24 protein-coding genes are annotated in these 24,204 nt (G+C 46.6%); 8 read left to right on the top strand and 16 right to left on the bottom strand.

Annotation, left to right across the window (positions count from 1 at the left end; all coding sequences use genetic code 11):
• Positions 1-51 precede the first annotated feature (51 nt).
• The 5 genes from NQ489_RS14035 to NQ489_RS14055 form a co-directional block, all read right to left on the bottom strand.
• Positions 52-306 carry an HPr family phosphocarrier protein gene (locus tag NQ489_RS14035; RefSeq protein ID WP_015526913.1) on the bottom strand — a complete coding sequence of 85 codons (255 nt, stop codon included), beginning with the start codon at positions 304-306 and terminating at the stop codon, positions 52-54.
• Positions 303-1,259 carry a DNA-binding protein WhiA gene (whiA, locus tag NQ489_RS14040; protein WP_015526912.1) on the bottom strand — a complete coding sequence of 319 codons (957 nt, stop codon included), beginning with the start codon at positions 1,257-1,259 and terminating at the stop codon, positions 303-305. The genes NQ489_RS14035 and whiA overlap by 4 nt, the downstream gene beginning before the upstream one ends.
• Before the next feature lie 48 nt (positions 1,260-1,307).
• The gene (rapZ, locus tag NQ489_RS14045; RefSeq protein WP_015526911.1) at positions 1,308-2,186 is read right to left on the bottom strand and encodes an RNase adapter RapZ; all 879 of its coding nucleotides are present in this window, start codon (positions 2,184-2,186) and stop codon (positions 1,308-1,310) included.
• 187 nt (positions 2,187-2,373) lie between these two features.
• Entirely contained in the window at positions 2,374-3,291 is a 918-nt protein-coding gene (gene murB / locus NQ489_RS14050; RefSeq protein ID WP_021650759.1) for a UDP-N-acetylmuramate dehydrogenase, read from the bottom strand.
• Positions 3,292-3,408: 117 nt separating this feature from the next.
• Positions 3,409-4,140 carry a tRNA threonylcarbamoyladenosine dehydratase gene (locus NQ489_RS14055; protein WP_044961026.1) on the bottom strand — a complete coding sequence of 244 codons (732 nt, stop codon included), beginning with the start codon at positions 4,138-4,140 and terminating at the stop codon, positions 3,409-3,411.
• Positions 4,141-4,331: 191 nt separating this feature from the next.
• On the opposite strand from NQ489_RS14055, the gene NQ489_RS14060 reads away from it, so the two are divergent.
• Genes NQ489_RS14060 through NQ489_RS14080 form a run of 5 tightly spaced genes read left to right on the top strand, consistent with a single transcriptional unit; the run spans position 4,332 to position 7,311 of the window.
• The gene (locus NQ489_RS14060) at positions 4,332-4,748 is read left to right on the top strand and encodes a stage V sporulation protein AB (protein ID WP_015526908.1); all 417 of its coding nucleotides are present in this window, start codon (positions 4,332-4,334) and stop codon (positions 4,746-4,748) included.
• A 41-nt stretch (positions 4,749-4,789) separates the two neighbouring features.
• Positions 4,790-5,248, top strand: coding sequence for a SpoVA/SpoVAEb family sporulation membrane protein (locus NQ489_RS14065; protein WP_021650757.1), 459 nt, complete (start codon positions 4,790-4,792; stop codon positions 5,246-5,248).
• Positions 5,245-6,300 carry a stage V sporulation protein AD gene (locus tag NQ489_RS14070; RefSeq protein ID WP_021650756.1) on the top strand — a complete coding sequence of 352 codons (1,056 nt, stop codon included), beginning with the start codon at positions 5,245-5,247 and terminating at the stop codon, positions 6,298-6,300. Before NQ489_RS14065 ends, NQ489_RS14070 begins: the two co-directional genes overlap by 4 nt.
• Positions 6,301-6,302: 2 nt before the next feature.
• Complete coding sequence (locus NQ489_RS14075) at positions 6,303-6,659, top strand: SpoVA/SpoVAEb family sporulation membrane protein (protein ID WP_044961024.1); 357 nt, start codon at positions 6,303-6,305, stop codon at positions 6,657-6,659.
• Between the two features lie 25 nt (positions 6,660-6,684).
• Complete coding sequence (locus tag NQ489_RS14080; RefSeq protein WP_021650754.1) at positions 6,685-7,311, top strand: stage V sporulation protein AA; 627 nt, start codon at positions 6,685-6,687, stop codon at positions 7,309-7,311.
• A 123-nt stretch (positions 7,312-7,434) separates the two neighbouring features.
• Here the strand turns inward: NQ489_RS14080 and NQ489_RS14085 are convergent, their stop codons facing one another.
• Together NQ489_RS14085 and NQ489_RS14090 are read right to left on the bottom strand one after the other, a co-directional pair.
• Positions 7,435-9,417, bottom strand: coding sequence for a sodium-translocating pyrophosphatase (locus NQ489_RS14085; protein ID WP_044961021.1), 1,983 nt, complete (start codon positions 9,415-9,417; stop codon positions 7,435-7,437).
• Positions 9,418-9,613: 196 nt separating this feature from the next.
• Positions 9,614-10,537 carry a 4Fe-4S binding protein gene (locus NQ489_RS14090; protein ID WP_044961019.1) on the bottom strand — a complete coding sequence of 308 codons (924 nt, stop codon included), beginning with the start codon at positions 10,535-10,537 and terminating at the stop codon, positions 9,614-9,616.
• Positions 10,538-10,728: 191 nt separating this feature from the next.
• On the opposite strand from NQ489_RS14090, the gene NQ489_RS14095 reads away from it, so the two are divergent.
• Positions 10,729-11,646, top strand: coding sequence for a LysR family transcriptional regulator (locus tag NQ489_RS14095; RefSeq protein ID WP_044961017.1), 918 nt, complete (start codon positions 10,729-10,731; stop codon positions 11,644-11,646).
• 118 nt (positions 11,647-11,764) lie between these two features.
• Here the strand turns inward: NQ489_RS14095 and NQ489_RS14100 are convergent, their stop codons facing one another.
• On the bottom strand, positions 11,765-13,063 hold the full coding sequence (locus tag NQ489_RS14100) for a dicarboxylate/amino acid:cation symporter (RefSeq protein WP_044961016.1): 1,299 nt from the start codon (positions 13,061-13,063) through the stop codon (positions 11,765-11,767).
• A 1-nt stretch (position 13,064) separates the two neighbouring features.
• The gene (gene rfbD / locus NQ489_RS14105; protein WP_015526899.1) at positions 13,065-13,916 is read right to left on the bottom strand and encodes a dTDP-4-dehydrorhamnose reductase; all 852 of its coding nucleotides are present in this window, start codon (positions 13,914-13,916) and stop codon (positions 13,065-13,067) included.
• A gap of 332 nt (positions 13,917-14,248) precedes the next feature.
• Here rfbD and NQ489_RS14110 point away from each other — a divergent pair, with 332 nt between their 5' ends.
• Together NQ489_RS14110 and NQ489_RS14115 are read left to right on the top strand one after the other, a co-directional pair.
• Positions 14,249-16,777, top strand: a complete 2,529-nt coding sequence (locus NQ489_RS14110) for a leucine-rich repeat domain-containing protein (protein ID WP_044961014.1) — start codon at positions 14,249-14,251, stop codon at positions 16,775-16,777.
• A gap of 169 nt (positions 16,778-16,946) precedes the next feature.
• Positions 16,947-17,444: a QueT transporter family protein gene (locus tag NQ489_RS14115; protein WP_015526895.1), complete on the top strand. Its 498-nt coding sequence runs from the start codon at positions 16,947-16,949 to the stop codon at positions 17,442-17,444.
• Between the two features lie 62 nt (positions 17,445-17,506).
• On the opposite strand, the gene NQ489_RS14120 is transcribed toward NQ489_RS14115, so the two are convergent.
• The 7 genes from NQ489_RS14120 to NQ489_RS14150 form a co-directional block, all read right to left on the bottom strand.
• A complete protein-coding gene (locus NQ489_RS14120) occupies positions 17,507-18,229 on the bottom strand; it encodes a SigF/SigG family RNA polymerase sporulation sigma factor (protein WP_021650746.1) in 723 nt (240 codons plus the stop codon).
• Positions 18,230-18,231: 2 nt separating this feature from the next.
• The gene (spoIIAB, locus tag NQ489_RS14125) at positions 18,232-18,657 is read right to left on the bottom strand and encodes an anti-sigma F factor (RefSeq protein WP_015526893.1); all 426 of its coding nucleotides are present in this window, start codon (positions 18,655-18,657) and stop codon (positions 18,232-18,234) included.
• Positions 18,641-19,000 carry an anti-sigma factor antagonist gene (locus tag NQ489_RS14130; RefSeq protein WP_044961012.1) on the bottom strand — a complete coding sequence of 120 codons (360 nt, stop codon included), beginning with the start codon at positions 18,998-19,000 and terminating at the stop codon, positions 18,641-18,643. The genes spoIIAB and NQ489_RS14130 overlap by 17 nt, the downstream gene beginning before the upstream one ends.
• Positions 19,001-19,125: 125 nt before the next feature.
• Positions 19,126-20,451, bottom strand: a complete 1,326-nt coding sequence (locus NQ489_RS14135; RefSeq protein ID WP_021650743.1) for a tetratricopeptide repeat protein — start codon at positions 20,449-20,451, stop codon at positions 19,126-19,128.
• Positions 20,452-20,461: 10 nt separating this feature from the next.
• Positions 20,462-20,614: a hypothetical protein gene (locus NQ489_RS14140; RefSeq protein WP_015526890.1), complete on the bottom strand. Its 153-nt coding sequence runs from the start codon at positions 20,612-20,614 to the stop codon at positions 20,462-20,464.
• Positions 20,611-21,909: a bifunctional folylpolyglutamate synthase/dihydrofolate synthase gene (locus NQ489_RS14145; protein WP_044961009.1), complete on the bottom strand. Its 1,299-nt coding sequence runs from the start codon at positions 21,907-21,909 to the stop codon at positions 20,611-20,613. Before NQ489_RS14145 ends, NQ489_RS14140 begins: the two co-directional genes overlap by 4 nt.
• A 171-nt stretch (positions 21,910-22,080) precedes the next feature.
• Positions 22,081-24,192, bottom strand: a complete 2,112-nt coding sequence (locus NQ489_RS14150; protein ID WP_021650740.1) for an LTA synthase family protein — start codon at positions 24,190-24,192, stop codon at positions 22,081-22,083.
• Between the last annotated feature and the right edge of the window lie 12 nt (positions 24,193-24,204).

A 24,204-nucleotide genomic window follows, 5' to 3' on the forward strand; every position in this document is an offset into this window, starting at 1 on the left:
CCACATCCGCAGGAATCTACCATTTTCCGCGGACTGCTCTGTTCCAACTGATTACTGGTTGCTTAAATACTGTTCAATGCTCTCCATCGCTGCATTCTCATCATCACCGTTGGCAGACAGTGTAATCTCTTCTCCAGCGTCAAGTCCCAGAGTCATCATTCCCATAATGCTCTTTGCATTGACTCTTTTTTTGCCAATCTCAACATAAATTTCACTGTTAAACTGGCTTGCCACCTGAACAAGCTGTGCTACAGGTCTTGCCTCCAGTCCAGTGGATAAGTTGATAGTGATTGGTTTTTTAATCATAATAGCTCCTCCTTGTTCTCCCGCAGCTCATCTGCGATCTCACTCAGCTTGCGAAGCCGGTGATTCACACCTGATTTGCCCACCTGCGGATTCAACATCATACCTAATTCTTTCAGTGTGGCATCCGGATACTGCAGTCTCAGCCTGGCTATCTGTGCCAGTCCATCGCTCAAACTCTCAAAGCCGATAGTTCTGCTGATCAGCTGTATATCTTCCACCTGTCTCACTGCCGCATTTACCGTTTTATTGATATTCGCAGCCTCACAGTTCACCTTGCGGTTTACCGTGTTACGCATTTCCTTAAGTATCCGGATGTTCTCCAGATCCATAAGGGCTACGTTCGCTTCCATGACTGCCAGCATGTCAACGATCTGTGCGCCCTCCTTCACATAGACCACATATGATTTCTTGCGCACCACAATTTTAGCTTCTACGTGAAAACTGCGGATAATCCCCTGTAATTGTTCTGCTTTCCTGCTGTCCGGACACACGATCTCAAAATGATACCCTTTCTCTGGATCACTGATCGAACCGGACGACAAAAAAGTACCGCGAATAAATGCCCGCTTGCAACAGTTCATCTGAACCACAAGCGAATTATCCATTTCAAGTAAACCGGTTTCGTTATCCACAGAAAGCTTTGTCCCCTGCAGTACTTCCTCTGTTCTGGCAGGATCCGTAACCTCAACAAGATATACCTTACCCCGTTTGAGATGAGATCCTTCCCGGATAACAATCGCTGTCTCTATATTAAAGGTTTTTCGCAATAATGTAAAGCTTTTTCTTGCAACTGCTTCATTTTCTGTCTGGATCCATAGTTTTCTGTTTCCATCCGACATTTTTTCCACACGGCCGCAGCCGCAGAGCAGTGCCGCCAGTTCTGCCACCTGACAGTGCCTGGCCAGACTAAGCTGTCCTGCAAGTTCTTCTTTGACTTTTCCTGAAAATGACATCCCGAACCCTCTTTTACTGTTTCCCTGCCACCCTTTTCATCGCGACAGTTATTTTTTCAGAAGTCTGTCCTTCTCCGCATCCCTGTGCTCCAGGCGGATACCGTATTCATCCGATTTGGAAAGCCTGGAAAAAAGTTCTCTGGCAATCGTAACAGAACGATGTTTTCCCCCTGTACATCCGATACCGATCACAAGGCTTGTTTTCCCTTCTTTAATGTAGTTAGGGATCAGAAAACGGATCATATCCTCCAATTTGTCCGCGAAGGCTTTCGCCGTATCACTGGCCATCACATAATTGAACACTTCATCGTCAAGGCCTGTCAGAGGACGCAGTTCATCCACATAATAGGGATTGGGAAGAAATCGCACATCAAACACAAGATCTGCATCTGCCGGGATTCCATACTTAAAGCCGAAGGAAAGCACAGAGATCATGATATTGCTGAACTCTCTGTCATCCACAAAGATCTTTTCGATTTCCTGGCGAAGCTCCCTGGTAAGCAGATGGCTGGTATCAATGATATAATCCGCACGTTTCCGGAGAAATTTTGTTTTCTCACGTTCTAGGCGGATTCCCTCATCCACTCTTCCTGCTCTTGCCAGCGGGTGGCTTCTTCTGGATTCTTTATAGCGTTTTACAAGGACAGAATCCTCTGCATCCATAAACAGGATCTCGTAATCATACCCGGTCTGCTTCATACGGTCCAGAACTACTTCCAGTTCATCAAGGGCACTTCCGCTTCTGGCATCGATCCCCAGAGCCACATTTCTAACATTTTCGCTCTGCATCTCAGGAAGAAGGGAAGCAAATTTTTCCAGAAGCTGGATTGGAAGATTATCCACGCAGAAATATCCCATATCCTCCAACATTTTAAGTGCAGCTGTTTTTCCTGCTCCTGACACTCCTGTAACGATCACAAAACGCATAGTCTCTCTTCCTTTCCATTTCTTCTTCCGTTATATGCAAAGCGTACATACGCATTCCTGTTCCCTCTGTTTCGTATCCTGGGTACCTGAAAGCCGGACTACGCTGAGCCTTTTAGGTCTGTGCAATCGGATCCACAGACAAGTAAGTGGTATAATTATTTTGAAAACGATGTACCAGAAATGGTCATCAGGCTTCAAAATCACCCAGGAACTTCACCTCCGGTTCCAGCGTAACTCCATATTTCTTATAAACGATATCCCTGACATTATCCATCAGCGTGCGGACATCCCTGGCAGTTGCACCGCCTGCATTGATCACAAAGCCACAGTGTTTCTCAGAAACCTGTGCACCACCTACCTGATATCCAGCAAGACCGCTGTCCATGATCAGCTTACCTGCAAAATATCCCTCCGGTCTCTTAAAGGTACTTCCAGCACTGGGATACTCCAACGGCTGTTTGGTGGTACGACGGATCGTCAGATCTTTCATGGTCTCACGGATCACTTCCGGATTTCCCTCCTTCAGCTGCAGCTTTGCTTCCAGCACGATATAACCTGCGGTTTTGATGATGCTGGTACGATATCCCAGTTCCAGTTTATCTGCCGGAAGGGTAACGATCTCTCCCTCTTCATCCATCACAGTTACCTCTGTGAGAACATCCTTCATCTCGCCGCCATAGGCACCTGCATTCATCACAACCGCACCGCCCATAGTTCCCGGGATCCCGCCTGCAAACTCAAAGCCTGTAAGCGCTGCATTTTTTGCTGCTGCTGCCACCGATGAAAGCAGCGCACCTGCCTGTACGGTGATCTCTGTTCCTTCTACGGTAACGGCAGACATATTTTTGTAGATCTGGATAACCGCGCCACGGTAACCGCCGTCTCCTACCAGAAGATTACTTCCGTTTCCAAGGATAAAATAAGGGATTGCACTTTCTTTACAGATTTTTACGATACGCCCCACATCTGTGTCTTTATCCGGCATCAGAAAATAATCCGCCGGACCTCCGATCTTAAAAGTTGTATGACGGCTCATTGCTTCGCCTGTAAAAACACGTTCTTCTCCAAGAAGATCGCAGAACTTTTTTATGATTTCTGAATTCACTTTTTATTTCCTCAGTCTTTCTGTTTTATTTCTGTAAAGCAGACATTACTGTTCCGCCTTGACTCATGCTCATGAACTGGATCTGTCCGTGATCTGCGCTCAATTTCTCATTTGCTGTCAGCTGTGTGAAACGTTTCCGGCTGACAGTATATCCCGCACAACTTCTCCCGCCAGCAGATATCCCGCAGTCCCTGTCACAAAGGAAATATTTCCTTCGGCAGGCTTCTTCACCATAGTTCTTCTCCGTCTGAAAAGCTTTTCTTTTGCCGGTTGTTCTCTGGAATACAGTACTTTGAGTTTACGTATTCCCTGTTTACGCAGTTCTTTTTTTATGATCCTGGCCGCCGGGCATACTGTGGTCCTACTGATATCCGCAACCTCAAGTCTAGACGGGTCTATCTTGTCCCCAATGTCCAGGCAGGAGATCACAGGCACACGTCCCTCCCTTGCTCTGCTGATCAGAAGCAGTTTTGACGACAGTGTTCCCATTGTATCCACAATATAATCAAAGGAACGCAATTCAAACATTCCCGCAGTCTCCTCATTATAAAAGGTTTCGTAGGTATGCACCAAAATATTCTCATCAATATCCCGGATTCTCTTCTTGGCCGCCTCTACCTTGCTCATTCCCAGAGTAGAATGAAGTGCCAGCACCTGGCTTCCGATATTCGTCAATGTGATCTTTTCATGATCGATCAGTGTCAGACTCCCCACACCGCAGCGCGCAAGTGACTCTGCCACCTGTGATCCGGCTCCGCCAAGACCGAATACTGCAATTTTCGCCCTGCTGAGTTTTTTTACACCTGTATTTCCAACGAGCAATTCCATACGTGAAAAAGCATCCTGCATATCCGTCCTCCTGACACTGTTTTTTCTTTTGATTGAGAAAGACAGCGCCTGTCCGCCGCTGTCCATATTCCTTTTTATTATACTATCTCTGTCCGTAAATGTACAGATATTCTTGTTTTTTAAGATTTTCGCATAAAAAATTTATATTTTCTCATACTATTCCCATACAATCCCACAAGGAGGTTCTGTACATGCTTCAACAACTGATTCTGTGCTTTATCGGTTTCTGTGCCGGGATCATCGTTGCAGGAGGTGTCTCCGGACTGCTGATCGGCCTTTCCATTGTTCCCCGCTATGCAGGTATCACGCATACAGCTGACCAGATTTTTCTTTATGAAGATCTGACACTTCTGGGAACAGTTGCCGGAACCGTCGTCACCCTGTTTCCGATCAGAATTCCGCTGGGACCTTTTTTCCTGGCTGTCTGCGGAGTATTTTTCGGAATTTTCCTGGGCGGCTGGATCCTTGCACTGGCAGAGATCGCAAAAGTCTTTCCCGTCTTTGCCAGACGGCTGAAGCTCTCTCAGGGGCTTTCTCCGGTAATAATTTCCATTGCTGCCGGAAAAGCCCTGGGCTCCCTGTTTTATTATGCCATGAGCTGGATGTAATTCTTACTGTCACTCTACCATCTCACGAAAGGATTTTCCATATGCAAAATATCAACCAAAAAAAATATGAACAATATGTCAAGCAGCTTACTCCCACCCACAGTCTGCCGCTGAATATGGCAAAAGCTTTTCTCACAGGCGGACTGATCTGTCTTCTTGGACAGGTTATCTTAAACACAGCACAGGCTCTCGGTGCAGATGCTTCCGATTCCAGAACCTGGTGTTCTGTCATTCTCATTCTCTTAAGCGTCCTTCTCACAGGCTTTGGTATTTATCCCAAAATCGGCAAATTCGGCGGTGCAGGAAGTCTTGTTCCCATTACCGGATTCGCCAACTCAGTGGCTGCATCCGCCATTGAGTTCCGGGCAGAAGGACAGGTTTTCGGCATAGGGTGCAAGATCTTTACTATTGCAGGTCCTGTGATCCTCTACGGCATCTTAAGCGCCTGGGGACTGGGTGTGATCTATTATATCCTGAAGATCCTGGAGGTGATATCATGAGCAAAAATCTCAGACTTGGCGCAGCCAGCATTGCATTTTCACAGCCTTTGTATATCGAAAGCGCCGCCTCCATCGTCAGTCAGAAAGAGGCGGACGGTCCTCTTGGAGATCTTTTTGACCTGGTCTGTGAAGATCCCATGTTTGGCTGTGACACCTGGGAATCTGCGGAAAGCACACTGCAGAAAGAAACTGCCACTCAGGCCATAAGCAAAGCCGGACTGAGCTACGAAGATATCCATCTGATGTTCGCCGGAGATCTTCTCGCTCAGACATCAGCCACCTGTTTCGGCTCCGCTGGACTTGGAATTCCCTTTTACGGTCTTTACGGCGCCTGCTCCACCATAGGGGAAGCACTTTCTCTCGGTTCCCTTGCTCTGACCGCCGGATTCGGCACACGGGTCTTATGTGCCACCTCTAGCCATTTCGCAAGTGCGGAAAAAGAATTTCGTTTTCCTCTGGGATACGGAAACCAGCGGCCGTTTTCTGCCACCTGGACAGTAACCGGAAGCGGTGCCTGTATCCTAAGTACATCTCCTCCCGGAGACAAAGCTCCTCTGCGCTCCGGCATAGGCTGTGCTGCTATCACCGGCCTTACTGCCGGCCGTGTGATGGATTACGGTCTCAGGGATTCCATGAACATGGGAGGCTGTATGGCTCCTGCAGCCTGCGATACCATTGCACGAAGCTTTTCGGATTTCGGGCGGACGCCTTCGGATTATGATGCCGTCTTTACCGGGGATCTGGGGATCATCGGGCAGAAAATCCTCCTAGATCTTCTGGAGGAACAAAATATCCGGCTTTCTCCCATTCATAAAGACTGCGGTATCCTGATCTATGACGATCCTTCTCAGGACACCCACGCAGGAGGAAGCGGCTGCGGCTGTTCTGCTGTAGTCCTTGCCTCCTACATCCTTCCGAAGATTGTATCCGGAGAATGGAAGCGGATCCTTTTTGTACCAACAGGAGCGCTTCTTTCCAAAGTAAGCTTTAATGAAGGTGACAGTATTCCGGGTATTGCCCACGGAGTTGTCATCGAGCATATGGAGGTATGAGCATGGATTACTTTAACGCATTCTGGTTCGGCGGCCTTGTCTGTGCCCTGATCCAGATTCTTCTGGACAAGACAAAGCTGATGCCTGGCCGTGTGATGGTACTTCTGGTATGTAGCGGCGCCCTGTTAAGTGCCGTTGGCATCTACCGGCCGCTGGTGGATTTTGCAGGTGCCGGGGCCTCCGTCCCGCTGATCGGTTTCGGACATGTATTATGGGAGGGTATGAAAAAAGCCATTGAAGAAGACGGCATCCTTGGGCTTTTTACAGGAGGCTTCACTGCCTGTGCTGCCGGAGTTTCCTCCGCCCTGATCTTCTCTTATCTTGCCAGTCTCTTCTTCCGTCCAAAAATGAAAAAATAATATTCCGGGAAAGGAGTTTTTTCTCATGAGTGATACTCTTTATCTGCAGCTGGATCAGAACATTGAAGTCACCAACCCACATGTATATCTTCAGGATATCGCTGCACTTTCCATGAGTGACCTCAAAATCCTCAATCGTCTGCGGGTCATGCCTGTGATCGTTCTGGATGCGAAAAAGCCCGGACGCTATGTGATGTCTGTCTCGGATCTTCTGAAAAAGATCCAGAAGCTGGAACCCTCCATTGATATTTCTCCCATCGGGGAAGCGGATTTTATCATCACCTACCGCATCAGCTCTGCCACAGGGAAAATTTTCCGGTATGTAAAAATCCTTTTTGTATGCCTGGTTTCCTTTTTCGGCGCCGCTTTTTCCATTATGACCTTTAATAATGACGTAGATATGGGCAGCCTTTTTAGCCAGTTTTACACTCTTGTTACGGGAAAAAGTTCCTCCGGCTTTACCATCCTGGAGATTTCCTACTCCATCGGGATCGGCCTCGGCGTACTGATCTTCTTTAATCATTTCGGGCATCTGAAGCTAAGCGATGATCCCACACCTATGCAGGTGCAGATGCGGACCTATGAGGATGATGTAAACCGGACACTGATTGAACAGGCTGCACGAACAGAAAATCCAGAAACTGACTCATAACCAGAGTCCACTCTCATATCCGTACAATTCCGCCGCCTGTCGCACAAAAAAAGCTCCCTGCAGATTTCTCTGCAAAGAGCTTTTTTTATATAATATGGGTTTACTTTTTTTCTGAAATGATATTTACAGAAGTCCTCCGATGGATAAGAACAGAGGAGCAAATACCAGTGATACAATAGTCATAAGCTTGATCAGGATGTTAATGGAAGGCCCTGATGTATCTTTGAACGGATCGCCGACTGTATCGCCGACAACGGCTGCTTTGTGCGCCTCGCTGCCTTTTCCGCCATGATGACCTGTCTCGATGTATTTTTTTGCATTATCCCATGCACCACCTGCGTTGGACATGAAGATTGCCATCAGTACACCTGTTACAAGCGCACCGGAAAGAAGTCCTCCAAGAGCCTCAACGCCAAGAACAACACCTACGATAACCGGAACAACGACCGCCATGATTCCAGGAAGCATCATCTCGTGAAGAGCTGCTGTTGTGGAGATCGCAACGCATGATTTGTAATCCGGTTTCTCGGTACCCTTCATGATACCCGGTTTCTCACGGAACTGGCGTCTTACTTCCTCGATCATCTTGTAAGCAGCCTTGGAAACGGATTCCATTGTGAAGGCCGAGAAGAGGAATGTAAGCATACCACCGATAAAGATACCGATCGTAACACGAGGAGCAAGGATATTGATCGCATCCAGATTTACTGCATTCGCATAAGATACAAACAGAGCAAGCGCTGTAAGAGCTGCGGAACCGATCGCAAAGCCTTTACCCATAGCTGCTGTTGTGTTACCTACAGAATCAAGCTTATCTGTGATCTCACGAACTGACTCATCCAGACCTGACATCTCTGCAATACCACCGGCATTGTCAGCGATGGGTCCATACGCGTCAACGGCAACTGTGATTCCTGTTGTGGAAAGCATACCAACTGCTGCAAGAGCGATTCCGTATAATCCATCCACACCGTATGCTACAAAAATACCAACACAGATCAGCAGGATCGGGAATGCTGTAGATTTCATACCTACTGCGATACCACTGATGATAGTTGTAGCTGCACCTGTCTCAGACTGCTCGCCGATTCCCTGAACCGGTTTATAATCTGCAGATGTGTAATACTCTGTAATGTTTCCGATGATGACACCGACAACAAGACCTGCGATCACAGCGATGGCTGCCTTCATGTCTCCGAAGAGAGTCTTGCTGAGGATCAGGGACACGATGATAACAAGTGCTGCAGATACATAGCTTCCTCTTGTGAGGGCTTTCTGCGGATTGGAATTATCATCACCTTTTACAAAGAATGTTGCAATGATGGATGCGATCAGTCCACAGCCTGCAATAGCCAGCGGATAGAGAACACCGGAAACTGCTCCGGCTACCGCACCAAGTGTAAGAGCAGATACCAGAGATCCTACATAGGACTCAAAAAGGTCTGCACCCATACCGGCAACATCACCTACGTTATCACCTACGTTATCCGCGATAACAGCCGGGTTACGAGGGTCATCCTCCGGGATTCCTGCCTCAACCTTACCTACAAGGTCAGCTCCTACGTCAGCTGCCTTTGTATAGATTCCACCACCAACACGTGCAAACAGTGCGATGGAAGAAGCACCAAGGCTGAATCCAGAAAGTACGTCAACGTTCTTTGTGATGATATACACAACGCTGACACCCAATGCACCAAGACCTGCAACACACATACCCATAACAGCACCGCCGGAGAATGCAATGGAAAGAGCCTTGTTCATTCCTCCCTCTTTTGCTGCATTTGCTGTTCTTACATTAGCCTTTGTTGCAACGGTCATACCGCAGTATCCTGCGATTGTTGAAAACAGAGCACCTACTACGAAGCAGATTGCTGTTACCCAGCTTCCAACTCCGATTCCGATCAGTACAAAAAGTACGGCTACAAAAATAACCAGTATCTTGTACTCTGCTGTTAAGAAGGCGCGGGCACCTTCTGCGATCGCACCTGCGATCTCCTTCATTCTGTCTGTTCCTGCATCCTGCTTGCTGACCTTCGCTGCAAGGTATGCTGCGAACAGAAGTGCCAGTACTGCTGCCACCGGCACCAAATACATGTAGTTTTCCACTCTTTTTACCTCCGTTCATGTATTGTTAATACTTTATCACATTATTTTGCATATTTCAAACAGAATTTTCACTTAGTTTTTTGTTAATATTGTGATATAATAAAATTTTATATAAATGAAATAAAATTTTTTTATATTATTGTTCGCATTTTTTCAGTTTCAGACAGCTTATATAATAGGAAGTTTTTTTATATCTCTATTTGGACAAAATTTCCATTTTTCTTTCCAGAAGATTTTTTTCCAATAATTGTTTTTCTGCATTTTCGAATCCAATTCGTTCTATAGTCTCGGCAAAACGTTCTCCCTTTAATCCCTGGTCCTTAAAAAGCAGGATTGCCTTCTCAATAACATCCAGTGCCTCTTCCTCTGACGTAAAGATCCGGTTCAGGGCCTTTCCATGAGAAATTTTCTTTCCCCAGCGTCCACCGATATAGATCTTGAATCCGTAGATACCATCCGGGATGGAATGGAACGGACATTTTCCCACACACCTTCCGCAGTGTCTGCAAAGTTCCTCATCAATGTGCAGTTTCCCGTCAACGACTTTCGCCACTTTGTTTGGACATGCAGCTTCAATGGCACATTTTTTACAGCCCTTGCAGGCCTCGCTGTCAAAGTGCGGGATCCTCTGTCCGATGATCCCCACATCGTTCAGATTTGGTTTCACACAGTTATTCGGGCATCCGCCTACTGCGATCTTAAATTTATGCGGCAGTGCAACCTGACGGTAGCCTTTATAGAATCTCCGGAAAATCTCTTCTGAAATTGCATAGGAATCCAGAAGTCCATACTGACAGGTGGTTCCCTTGCAGGATACTACCGGTCGGACCTTTGCTCCTGTTCCTCCTGTCTCCAGACCTTCCTTCGCAATAAATTCCTGAAACTCTTCGATCTTTTCGTAGGGGATTCCCTGGATCTCCACAGAGAGCCTGGTCGTGTAGGTAAGATTTCCGTTGCCGAATTTCTCTGCTGCTTCCGCCATACATCTGTGCTGTGCCGCTGTCACCTTTCCGTTTACAGTGATCACCCGTGCAGAAAATTCATCGGTTCCCCGGTTATTTAAAAACCCCTGCCCCTTCAGTCTTTTCTCTTCCTCTTTGCTTACAGTTAATGCTGACATATTTCCTCCTCCTGGTCTCACCGGCATTCCGATACTTTCCCACGGTATCGTTGCCCTGTATTTTGCAATGTTGAAATCGTTTTCACGTACTTCCTACTATACCACTTGAAGATGTATTTGAGAAATGATATTATTTTATAAAAATGATAGGTTTTACCTATATACCAATTTACAATAAAAGGAGATTCCATATGACCATCCGCCATCTCACTGTTTTTGCGGCCGTTGCGGAACAGGGCTCCATGAGTGCTGCTGCCAAACATCTTTATCTTTCCCAGCCAACAGTCAGTCAGGCCATCCGTGAGCTGGAAGCTCATTATAACGGCCTTCTCTTTGAACGTCTTGGAAAAAAGCTTTATCTCACAGAACGGGGAAAGCTTCTTCTTCCCCATGCCCGTGAAATGATCCGCCAGTTTCAGCAACTGGAAGAGCTGATGCAGAACCAGGGACAGTCTTCCACCCTGAAGCTTGGCTCCACCCTCACTGTGGGAACCTGCCTGACCCCATCCATTATCCTAGATCTGCAGAAAAAAATCCCGGACCTTGACGTTTACTCCTTTGTCACCAACACGCAAAATATCGAACAGAAGCTTCTGCGTTCTGAGCTGGACGCTGCTGTGGTAGAAGGTGAGATTCATTCCCCGGACCTTGTCGTTCTTCCCATCATCGACGACTGTCTGGTCCTTGCCGCCGGAAAAAAGCATCCGTTTTACCGCAGAGGACGCATCCATGACCAGGAGCTGAACAACCAGAAATTTGCAGTCCGGGAATATGGAAGCGGTACCAGACAGCTTTTTGAAGATTACACCCTTCGCCATGATCTGAAGATCAGGACTGCCTGGGAAGCCAACAGTCCGCAGGCACTGCTGAACGCAGTGCTGTATAACCAGATGCTCTCTGTTATGTCCATCCGTCTTATGCATCATGAGATCCGTCACCGTTCAGTCCGGGTCTTCTGCAACGAAGCAGGGGAATGGAACCGGAAATTCAAGCTGGTCTATCACAAGAATAAGTTTCTTACCCCTGCCATCTTTGAGCTGGAAAAGATCCTTCACACCTATCAGCAGCTGGAACTGCCCTCTGTCATGGGTGTTCTGGAACAGGAATAAGCAGGGGACTTACCTGATCCAGAAAAAAAACGGCCGCACATATCGCTCTTACGATATGTACAGCCGTTTTTCGTTTTTTCTCACCCGACAGAGTCGGATCTTTTTTTGAACCGGATATTTAGTTTGATTCGTTGAACACGTTTTTATCCAGTGCACGGTTCTGGTGTGCAACGATGGTTGTGCAGACTGCATCACCGGTAATGTTAACCGCTGTTCTGGTCATATCCAGGATACGGTCAATACCCATGATCAGACCAATGGCCTCAACCGGAAGTCCTACAGAATTAAATACCATGGTCAGGGTAACAAGACCAACACTTGGTACACCGGCAGTTCCTACGGAAGCAAGGGTTGCAGTTCCGATAACTGTCAGATAATCCATCGGACTTAAGTGGATACCAAAAGCCTGTGCCGCAAATACTACGGCAACACCCTGCATGATAGAGGTACCGTCCATGTTGATGGTAGCTCCAAGAGGAATGGTGAATGAAGAAATCTTCTTGGAAACACCCACTTTTTTGGACAGGGTATCAATGGACATCGGGATCGTGGCATTGGATGTAGCTGTTGAGAATGCAAATGCCATAACCGGGAAAAATTTCTTGATGAATTTTATCGGATTCAGTCCTGTGAAGATCTTCAGCAGGATCTGGTATACGCCGAAGCACTGGATTGCCAGTGCAAGGAGAACACCGATCATATATTTTGCCAGCGGGATAAATGCGCTGAAACCGATGTTTGCAAAGGTTCTGCTGATAAGGCAGAATACACCGATCGGTGCAAGTGCCATGATCATCATGGTCATCTCCATCATGATGTCATTGAACTGGCTGAAAAAGTTCGCTACTGTCTCTGCGCGCTCTCCCATTTTCGCAAGGATCACACCCACGATCAGGGCAAATACGATAACCTGAAGCATGGTTCCGCTTGCCAGGGAATTGATCGGATTGTCCGGAATGATATTCAGGATGGTATCCGTAAGAGAGGTCGCCTCCATAGTCTCCACAGAGGAAGCGGAGGACTGAATAGAGCTCATATCAAGTCCCACACCCGGATTGATCAGATTACCTACCGTCAGAGCAACCGAAACAGCCAGAGCTGTAGTCGCCAGATAAAATACCAGTGTTCTCACACCTACGGTTCCAAGCTTCTTGGTATCACCGATGGACATACTTCCGCAGACAAGGGAACAGAATACCAACGGTACAACCAGCATTTTCATCAGACGGATAAATCCCTGTCCGATCACATAAAGGATTCCCTCCACGATCACATCTTTCTTGAAGCTGCTGTCAGGAACCAGGTAACAGAGAATGATTCCCAGTATCGCACCTGCGATCAGCGCCACAAAGATCTTCGTGGTAAGGCCCATTTTCTTTTTCTGCTGTGTTTTCTCTTTTATATTTTTTTCTTTCATTCTAGTCCTCCGCTCTTTCATCCATATATTCTTTCAGCGATGCTTTCCAGTCCGGCATGTCATACACTTCAATAATACGGAGGATAAAATTATCAAGGACGGCATATGGCGGTCTGACAGAAGAAAGATCTGACTGCTCTGTCGGCACGGATCTCAGTTCGATCTCCTTTCCTGCAAGGCGAAGGATCTCGGTTGCAAACTCATAACGGTTGCATACACCGCTGCAGGTTACGTGATAAGTTCCATATTCGTTGGTATCGATAAGATACAGGATCATTCTTGCCAGATCCTTGGCGCTGGTCGGTGATCCGAACTGATCCGAAGCAACGGAAAGCGCCTGGCCTTTTTCTGCTGTCTCCAGCACACGGTTTACAAAATTGTTTCCGCCTTTTCCGTATACCCAGTTGCTTCGGATAATGAAATGTTTGTGTGTAAACTCTTTTACATAGTTCTCTCCGGCTCTCTTGGAACGGCCGTAAACAGTCAGCGGATTGGTATCGTCAAACTCTGTATACGGTTTTTTGCTCTTTCCGTCGAAAACATCATCTGTGGAAAGCTGGACGATCTTTGCCCCGCATTTTCTTGCCACGATGCTTAAGTTTCTTGCTCCCAGTGCGTTGACACGGTATGCATGTTCCGGATTCTTCTCACACTCATCGGTATCTGTGATACCGGTGCAGTTGATGATCACATCCGGACGGTTAATGGAACCGAAGTTGATCACTTCATCTGTGTCTGTGATATCCAGCTCATCAAGATCTGTGTTCAGAGTCTCGATCTGCATTGGATCCAGAACATCATTCAGTGCCCGTCCGATCTGTCCGTTGGCACCTGCGATCCATACTTTTAACATCTTTCTACCTCCCTGGTGTAATATGTGTGATATATAAAATAAAGAGACATTGATTTAGATCAAAACCAATGCCCCTTTAACCTATATACTGAAATATATTTTATCAATATCACAAAAAACTGTCAAGAAAAAAGCCCCTGTTTCCATAAGGTTCCTGCTGCTGATGTTACTGCCCACCAGCAGTATTTCCTCAAGATGTTTTTGTGAACAGAATTTACAGAAATCCTGAGGATCGGGAGTTCCATAACTCCCGATTTTGTATTGTAAATTCTGTCCCATGAATTATAATCTAAACAGGAGATCATCTAAAAACACATACAAAGGAGAAACTTATGAAAAAGCTAAAAAAATTAACATCTCTGCTATTTCTGTTCTGCTGTCTTTGCTTCTGTCTGATCCTGTTTCCACAGACAGCCCGGGCAGGCTCTCTTACGCCAACCGCACAGGACAATCTCAATGTCAGGTTACGCCGTACCTCTGATCTTATTCCTGTTTCCGGCGGATACATGAGGGTCTTCCACCAGAAAAATTCTGTCGGCGTTGAATATTACGATAATGATCTGAAGATCAGAAGCAAGCGCAAGATCAACATGGAGCTTCCACTGTGGGGTGGCTTTTATGCCGGATCTGACGGATATTATCTGGTAGAAGGCCAGACAAACAACAAAGAAAACGATTCCGCTGAGGTCATCCGCGTTATCCGCTACGATACAAACTGGAACCGGAACGGTGCAGCAGCAATTACCAGTAACCCGGAGCTTTTTGGCGGTGAGGTCCGCACGCCCTTTGACTATGGCTGTGTGGAAATGACAGAAAGCAACGGCAAACTCTATGTTGTTACCGGTCACGAAGGATATGTGGATCCCTCTGTCGGTCAGGGACATCAGGGCTTCCTTATGGCCGAGATCGACCAGGCAACCATGAAAGGAAAGATCGTTTCCTGCGATCTGTGGCATTCCTTTGCACAGTATATCAAATCACAAGGTTCTTATCTCTACGTACTGGAGCAGAGTGAGGGTTCACGATGTACAAAGCTTTCCAGATACGACAGCACTACACTTGCCTGCACCACCATAGAGCTTTTGCCATACGGAGGCTCACATACTTCTGTGTGGGCACTGGCCTGCTACGCAAGCGTTGACGGCATGGCTGTTTCCTCTGACAGTGTATTATGCGTTGGCACTTCCATCGATCAGTCCAAATATGATAAGGTATCTGAAAACACGCCTCATAACCTTTATCTGTCCGTCACACCAATGTCTGACTTTTCCGAAAAAGCAACCACTACCAGGAAGCTTACCAACTTTACAGGCGGAGGAAAAAGCTTTGCGGGCGTAAAAATCACCAAAATAAATGACAACCGTTTTATGATTTCCTGGGAAGAATACGTCTCCGACGATAACAAGAAAAACTCTTCCGCTAACGATCCGCTCTCTTCCAGCACCCTTCATTATCTTTTTGTGGACGGAAAGGGAAAGAGTCTCAGCAAAGAGTTTACAACAGCTGCTCCGATTTCTGACTGTCAGCCTGTGGTAAAGGATTCCAGGATCGTTTATTATGCTTCAAACTCCAACACCTTGAACTTTTATTCCATTAATTCCGACAACGGAAAAGCTGACAAAAAAACTTACCATATCGCAGGTGACAACGCAACCTGGAATTTCAAAAACGGTATCCTTACGATCTCCGGCTACGGACCACTTTCTATTTCCACAGAGGAAAACCACCGATACCCGGTCTCTTCAACAAAAGGCTGGTTTTCCTTCTCCAACGATTCCTCCTGGAAAGCTATCAAAAACCAGATCAGAAAGGTAATAATAAAGCCCGGGATCACAAGTATTTCCGAAAGGGCCTTTGTTTCTCTTCCTGAGCTGAAAGAAGTGGATATCCAGAAAGGGGTCACAAAGATCGGAAAAGAAGCTTTCGCCTACTGTGACAAGCTATCCAGGATCAACATACCTGATACTGTTAAAAGCATTGGAACGGATGCTGTGTGGGGCGGCTACGGGTATGTCAACTCTCATGCATATTTTTGCAAGATCCATGCTCCGTACGGCTCTTACGCAGTTACATATGCCAAGAAAAACAATATCAGCTATGCATGCAATATTTCCGATGCAGCTATAACAGGGATCAAAAAAACATATACCTATACAGGCTCTGACATAAAGCCCGTTCCAACCGTAACTCTTGGAAAAGCAAAGCTTTCTGGCATCAATGATTATCATGTGACATACCAGAACAATAAAAAAGCAGGAACTGCTACCCTGAAGATCATCGGTGATAACCATTTCTACGGAACCATCACCTTAAATTTCCAGATCACTCCTGCAGCCACACCAAAGCCACAGACTGCAAAAACATTCCGGGATGCTTATAATGTCTACACAGTCAATACCACCGGGACTTCCGTAGCACTGAAGGGACCACGTTCACGCAATACTGTCACTGCAAAGATTCCGGCCACTGTCAAAGCTAACGGAAAAACCTACAAAGTCACAGCCATTGCAGCCAATGCCTTCAAAAACTGTAAAAACCTGAAACAGGTAACGATTTCAGGAAATATCACAAGCATAGGTGCCGGAGCCTTCCAGGGATGCACAAGTCTTCGTACTGTAAAAATCGGTTCCCGAGTTTCTGCGATCGGCACAAAAGCTTTCTGTGACTGTAAGGCCCTTACCTCTGTCACCATACAGACAGGACGTCTTACTTCCAAAAGCTCAGGTAAATATATCTTCACAAGAGCAGGTCAGAATAATTACAAAAAACTGACTGTAAAGGTTCCGGCAAGCAGACTTTCCTCTTACAAAAAGCTGTTTCAGAGCCAGGGTCTGTCCACACAGGCCAGGGTTATCAAATAGTCAGGATCGTACCTTGCATTTCCACGCCCCTTATGCTATACTCAGTTTCGCTGCAAAAGCCCGCAAAAACCAAGGTCGTACAGGGCTTACAAGGCGGTCACCGCCTATAAATGTGCCGAGTGTTCGTGACCTTCCACTCGTAAAACAAAACTAAAGGAGAATAAAAAACATGAAAAACAAAGGTACTCATTTTCTGGTACAGGGAGCTGCCATTGCAGCTGTATATGTTGTCCTGACACTGGTATTCGCGCCACTTAGCTTCGGTGAAGTTCAGATCCGGTTTTCCGAGGCGCTGACCGTGCTTCCGTTCTTCACACCGGCTGCCATCCCGGGACTGTTCGTGGGATGTATCATCGCCAATCTTCTTGGCGGTGCGATTCCGGTTGACATCATTTTCGGAAGCATTGCCACACTTATCGGTGCATTCTTTACCTACAAGCTTCGCAATACAGGCAAATGGACAGCCCCAATCCCGCCGATCGTTTCCAACATTGTGATCGTTCCTCTTGTGCTTCGTTACGGATATGGCATTAACCTTCCTATCCCGTTTATGATGCTCACAGTAGGAGCCGGCGAATTTATCTCAGCCGGTGTGATCGGTATGATCCTTCTTGGAGCACTTTCCAAATACAAAAATGTACTTTTTCATAAAAAAGCAGCAGTCTGACTAAATCTGCTGCCCACAAAAAGGAGCCATGAGAAAACAGCAGCATTTCTCATGGCTCTCTTTTATTTTTTCTCTGCGGATTCCTGCAGACTGCGCAGGATCCTCTTTTCCATTCTGGATACCTGTACCTGGGATACGCCAAGTTCATGAGCGATCTCCATCTGGGTCATGTTCTGAAAATACCGCATATAGATCAGCCTCCGCTCCTTTGCCTCCAGAGTTCCCAGTATCTCTTCCAGAAAAATCCTGTCCAGTACTTTTTCCTGCCGGTTTTCTTTTTCCGGAAGCTTGTCCATCAGAGAAATCTCCGTTCCCTCACCCTGATAGATCGTTTTGTGAAGAGATTCCACCTCTGCACCGGATTCCATGGTCATTACCAGTTCTTCTATGGAAATTCCCATTTCCTCTGCCATTTCTCCCGTCGTAGGTTCCCGCTCCAGCCGGCGTGTCAGTGCTTCTCTCACCTGATAGATCCTGTAATGGTTTTCCTTCAGAGAACGGCTTACCTTCAGTATCCCGTCGTCCCTGAGATAACGTTTGATCTCTCCGATGATCATGGGAACGGCATAGGTGGAAAATTTCACATCATAGGACATGTCAAACTTATCCACAGCTTTCAGAAGTCCGATGCTGCCGATCTGGAACAGATCCTCCATCTCCACCCCTCGTCCCAGAAAACGCTTTGCCACACTGTATATCAGTCCTGTATTTTCCTCAAACAAAAGATCTCTTGCCGCTTTATCCCCCTGGTGTGCACGCCCGATGAGGACAAGAGTACGATCCATAGTTACCTCCTGATGATCTTTTTCATGTGCACTGTAGTTCCACGGCCAACCTCCGATTCCACCTGAAGCTCATCCATAAACGCCTCCATGAATGTAAACCCCATACCGGAGCGGTCTTTATCAGCCTTTGTGGTAAACAGAGGCTCCATGGCTTTTTTGATATCCGGGATCCCGGCTCCGTGATCTGTCACATCTACCTGAAGCTCCTGCCCCCGGAGACGACATTCTACCCGGATCTTATGTATCTCTCCTTCATACCCGTGTATGATGCAGTTGGTCACTGCCTCCGATACTGCGGTCTTCAGATCCGAAATTTCCTCCAGCGTAGGATTCAGCTGTGTGCAGAATGAAGCCACAGCAACTCTTGCCAGTGCTTCATTTACCGGTCTGCTGTCAAAAATGATCGTCATTTCATTTGTGTTTTCCATCATAAACACCCTCCTGTTCACCTGCCGATTTTTTAATTCCACAGATTTCAATATATTTTCCCACTCCGGATAGCCGCAGAAGCTTTGCAATATGACTGTTCACATTGACAACCTGCACACATTTCCCCCTCATGCCAAGTGCCCGGTACCTACCCATCAGCAGACCGATCCCGGAACTGTCCATAAAAACGGTCTCTGAGAAATCAAAAATCATATTTTTTATATAGTTATGTCCAATAATCCGGTCTGAATCTCTCCGGATCTCATCAGAAGCCGGATGATCCAGTTCCGCCGGAAGATGTACAGTCAGCACGGTTCCGGATTTTTCAAAACCTGATGTCATTCTATCATTCCCCCATTTTTGATTTTTTATTCCATTTCTCATGACCAAAGGGTAAAAAAAGAGGAATGCGCCAACGCACATTCCCCTTATCCGAGGTTTCTCCTCTGTATGAATTATGATATTTTTTATTCTGTATAACCTCCATCGTAAGAGGAATCCTCATATCCTCCGTCACTGTAGCTGCTGTCTTCTCCGGAATCTCCGTCAGAGCTCTGTGTATCTTCTCCATCCGAAGCTGCGGCATCCGCTCCAGCTTCAGCTGTTCCATCTGTACTGCTGTCAGCACTGGACGTTCCGTCAGAAGCTCCGCTCCCGATCCCGCTTACACCGGTCTTTCCGCTGATAGTACTGTAAATCCCCTTTGCAGAATCTGACAGTGTATCCACATATACCTTCTGTAGTTCCAGCGCCGCTGTATCCAGATCCTCCTGCTGCATGGCAGTATATGCATTAAACAAAGCCTCATAGCTCTGACTGCGTTTCTGCTCTTCCTCTGCCTGCTTGGCAACTGCATCTGCCGTATCACTGGACTGGGCAGCTTCTCCCTGAGCTTTGGTAAGCTCCACGCTCTGGCTGGAAAGAGAATCACTGTACTGTATGATCTGCTGATTGGCCTGCCTGTAAATATCCTGTTTCACAGCCGGCAGTACAAGGAGCCAGAATGCTGCCGCCCCTGCCGCAAATCCAAGTACCGTGGTAAAGAAAAGTGATATCTTTGATCTTTCTTTATAAGACGACGGCCTTACAACGATTTCTCCTGAAATATTATCATTCTCATTTTTTTCATTTCCAAACAAGCCCTTACGCCGTTTTTCCATCTTTGTGGTAACACCCGTCTGCTCGTCAACTTCACGCAGGAAACGAAGTGTGGTGGTATTGGTCTTGTCGATCCTGGCTGCTTTTTTCAGGGTTCTTCTCGCCTTATTCCACTCCTGATTCTTCATCTGGATCAGAGCAAGAAGATGATACCCCTTGATCAGCTTGGGATTCTGGGACAGGATCTTTTTCAGGCGGATGGCCGCCATATCCTCATGGCCTTCCCTGCACATGGCGAGGGCATTGTTATATTTCTTGATGCTTTCGTTGATTGTTTCCAGTTTGTTCTGGTTTGCCTGAAGCCTGGCAATATATTCTGAAGCCAGATTTCGGTTCTTCTGGATATTCTTGCTGATGACCCACTCACTCAGTGCGGCAACCACCTCACCGGTCTCAAAATATACAAGACCAAGAAGATTTCTTGCACGGATATTCCGTTTGTCATAAGCAAGACTTTGCTTCAGACAGCTGATCGCCCCGGACAGATCCCGGATGCTGGCTTTTTCCAGCCCCTGATTATAATAAAGCTTGGAAAGATAATCCACCTTCTTCTGGATCAGTACATTGGCTCCACAGTGCGGACAATAATCCAGATCTGTATCCGTCAGGAACGCTCCACAGTTTATGCAGTTCATCCACTTCTCCTTATCTTACACGTCTGTTGCTCTTGACCTCACGCAGCATCTCCTGGAGTACATCCATGATATCTGTGATCTCCCGGTCATAAATGACACCTTCTACATCTGCCACATCCAGACATGGTTCAAATTTCTTCAGTTCCTCTTCGTAATCGATCATAATTTTTTCCTCCTGATCACAGCCTTGATCTCACCGACCAGATAAAGGGATCCTACACAGAACAGCATTCCATCCTCACCTTTTTCCTTTACTGCCCGTTCAAAAGCTGCTGGAACATCCTCTATTGCTTCCACTTCCGGTACTCCGTCTTCACGGAAGATCTCCGCAAGCTCTTCTACCGGAACTTTACGGTATCCGCCTACCTGTGTGACGATCACATGTCGAAAACGGATCCTGCTACAGATCGTGCGGATCATATCCGTATAGTCCTTGTCATCCACTGCGGAAAACAGCAGAGTCAGAGGAAATTCCTTCTGGAAATGTTCTGCTGTCTCTACAAACTTCTCAACACCGTCTTCGTTATGTGCGCCATCCACGATCACACCCGGAAGAACCGTTTCCATCCTTCCCTGCCAGCGTGTTTTTGCCATACCAGCCTTCAGAGCCTCCAGAGATACCGGAATCTGATCTTCCAGTACCTGAATGGTTTTCACCGCAAGAGCTGCATTCATAACCTGATAACGGGCGATAAACGGTATATCAAATACGGTATCGCCATATGTCTCGTCCTTAAGAGAAAATCGGATTCCGTCCTTTGTGATCTTATGGATCTCTGTGTCTTCCCGTTTCAGCTCATAATATGGACATCCCAGCTTCTCTGCATGCTCACGCATCACTCCGGCCGCATCCGGATCATTTCCATCGTAGATCACCGGAACACCCGGCACCATGATCCCTGCCTTCTCTCCTGCGATCTCGGAAACTGTATTTCCAAGATACTGCATATGATCGAGGCTGATGGATGTGATCACACAGGCTGCCGGATCCTCCACAGCAGTGGTTGCATCCAGACGTCCGCCAAGACCGGTCTCCAGTGTTACATAATCCACGCCGGCTTCTGCAAAGATCACCATTCCCATCAGAAGGAGTGTCTCAAAATAGGTGGGATGATAGCTTCCCTCCGCAACCAGCTCATCGGAAAGCTTTTTAACTTTTTCAAAAGCACGAAGGAAAGTATCGTCATCGATCACTTCCTCGTTGATCTGAAAACGCTCGTTGATCTCCACCAGATGAGGAGATGTAAAAAGTCCGCAGGAATATCCTGCTTCCCGAAGGACCGATGTGATAAAAGCACAGGTACTTCCCTTTCCGTTGGTTCCTGCCACATGGATCACACGGAATTTCCTCTGCGGATCTCCAAGTCTTCTTAAGCATTCTCTGGTATGGTCCAGGCTGTTCTTAGTAGTAAATCTCGGTATATCTTCAATATACGCAACTGCTTCTTCGTAATTCATAAAAAAAACCATCACTTATCTATAATGTATTCGTAAAGAACTTTTGGGGAGAAAAGCTTCTCCCCTCCTGTTCGTTACGATACCATTATATAATAGTGGTGGAAGATGTCCAGTCCTAATCGTAATATTTTATCCGACATTTTTTGTATCGGAGTATCTTTTCTATGCCATTTACTGGTTGTCTGTACTGTTTTCTTCACCGGAATCTTCTGTGGATTCCGTTTCTGACGCTGTATCCGTTTCCTCCATTGACCCTGTATCAGAACTGCTCTTTTCACTGTCAAGCTTCCACTTGCTGTCAGCGAGCAGCGCATAGACCGCCCGGTCATGGCTCTTTGTCATGGCCTTTCTTGTGGAACTGTTGCTTCGCTGCACTACCGAGAGCCGGTCAAAATCATCCAGTTCCTTTCCGGTAATGATCAGCTTGGTAGGATTCACGTAAACCGTATCGTACCATTCTCCGTTGATCTTCACCTGGCTGGACGGCGTAAAGTTTGTTCCCTGGATATAATAGGTGTGATCCGTCTCAGACACAACCTGAATGGAATCCAGCGTGGTATCATAGATTCCCATACGCATCTTTGTCCGCTCAAAAAGATTCGCTCCGTCATATGTATACTGCTTTCCGTAGAGAAGATCGTACTGCAGGGTCTCCAGATCCACCTGATAATTTTTGGTGTTTCTTCTTGCCTGATGATACTTGAAAACATTTCCCTCATGGATACCTACACGGTCCATAACCTCTGCTGCCATCTGGTATGCCGCAAGATTTTCTTTCTTTTTCTTAAGTCCGAAATTATCCCACATCACATACTCTGTCTGGAACAGATATTTATTCTCCACATCCTCCACGGTCAGTCCCATGGTCGGCAGATGATCACCATACATGACCAGTACCACATCCTCCGGATAATCTGCCAGCCTGTCAGTCAGCTCTTTGACAAAATTATCCATCTCATGGATCTGATTTACATAATACTCCCACTTATTATTCAGCTCGTCAGTAGGTGCCCCGGAAACTGTGATCTCCGGATTTTCCAGTACCGGTTCTGAAGGATAATCTCCATGTCCCTGTACGGAAATAGTATATACATAATCAGGCCCTTCTGTAGAATCCAGACACTTGACGATCTCATCGGTGAGGACACTGTCCTTGGTCCAGCCCAACGGGTTCTTCTGGTTTTCATCCTTCATATACTCTGCCGAAGTGAAGGTATCAAATCCCAGATTCGGAAAAATACTTCTTCTTCCGTAGAAATTCGCCTCATTATTATGTACTGCATGAGCAGTATAGCCCAGATTCTTCAGAACATACGGTGCGCTCTCACAGGTAGTTTCCTTAAGGATACTCTTGTAAGGATACTCTCCCGGTCCAAAATAATGAAGGCTCATTCCGGTAATGGATTCAAACTCAGTATTTGCGGTTCCGGCTCCTACGGAAGGTACCTTATAATATCCGGAGGAATACTCCTTCATCAGCTTTCTGAAATTCGGGATAGGATCTTCTGACAGCTCCAGATAATTTACCAGCGTAGGATCAAAAAAGGACTCCAGCTGTAAAAACAGAATATTCGGATGACTGCCTTCTTTCGTTTCCGGAAGATTTTCTTCCGACTTCTCGATCCTTTTGATCTCGCTTTTGGAATAGTCTCTCGGGGCACTGATTCCGGTATTAAAGATCGTCGTTGCCAGACAGTAAGGATATCCGTAATCCTCATAAGCTATGGCAATGTTTCCAAAATAATTGGAAAGAACTCTTTTTTCCAGAGCAAGCTGTGTAATTCCTCCAAAGGCAAGGACCCCGACCAGGACCAACGGAATATTCACCTTGTATTTCAGCTTGCCTCTGTACTTCGGCGACCTTATCAGGATGATCAGAAGGATCAGAACCGCAATTCCCAGAAGAACTGCACCTATGGTCATCTGGGTATGGGTCAGATATTTTTTTGCAATACTGAGACCATCTGTCAGATTCTTCACATCCGGTCCTGTAAACGGTGTGACACGATTGAGAAGAAGCACACCGTTTACGATTCCCAGAAACAGCCATAAGCTGCCCACAAAGATACGCCAGAAAATTCTCTTTCGGAAGAGATAAACAATCAGCATCGTCGTAAAGATAAACGCTGCATTATAAGCAAATACAAGCGGCCTTGTGGTCATGTAGGTCCACGCCTCTGTGAACGAGTGCCTGCATATGGCCTCGATCACAAAGTACAGGACTGCACAGCCCAGAGCCTGAAGTATCAGCGAAATCTTATTGAAAAAGTTACACCACTTCATTAAAACACTCCT

It is taken from the genome of Blautia sp. KLE_1732_HM_1032 (assembly GCF_025147905.1).
Taxonomy (GTDB): Bacteria; Bacillota; Clostridia; order Lachnospirales; family Lachnospiraceae; genus Blautia_A; species Blautia_A fusiformis.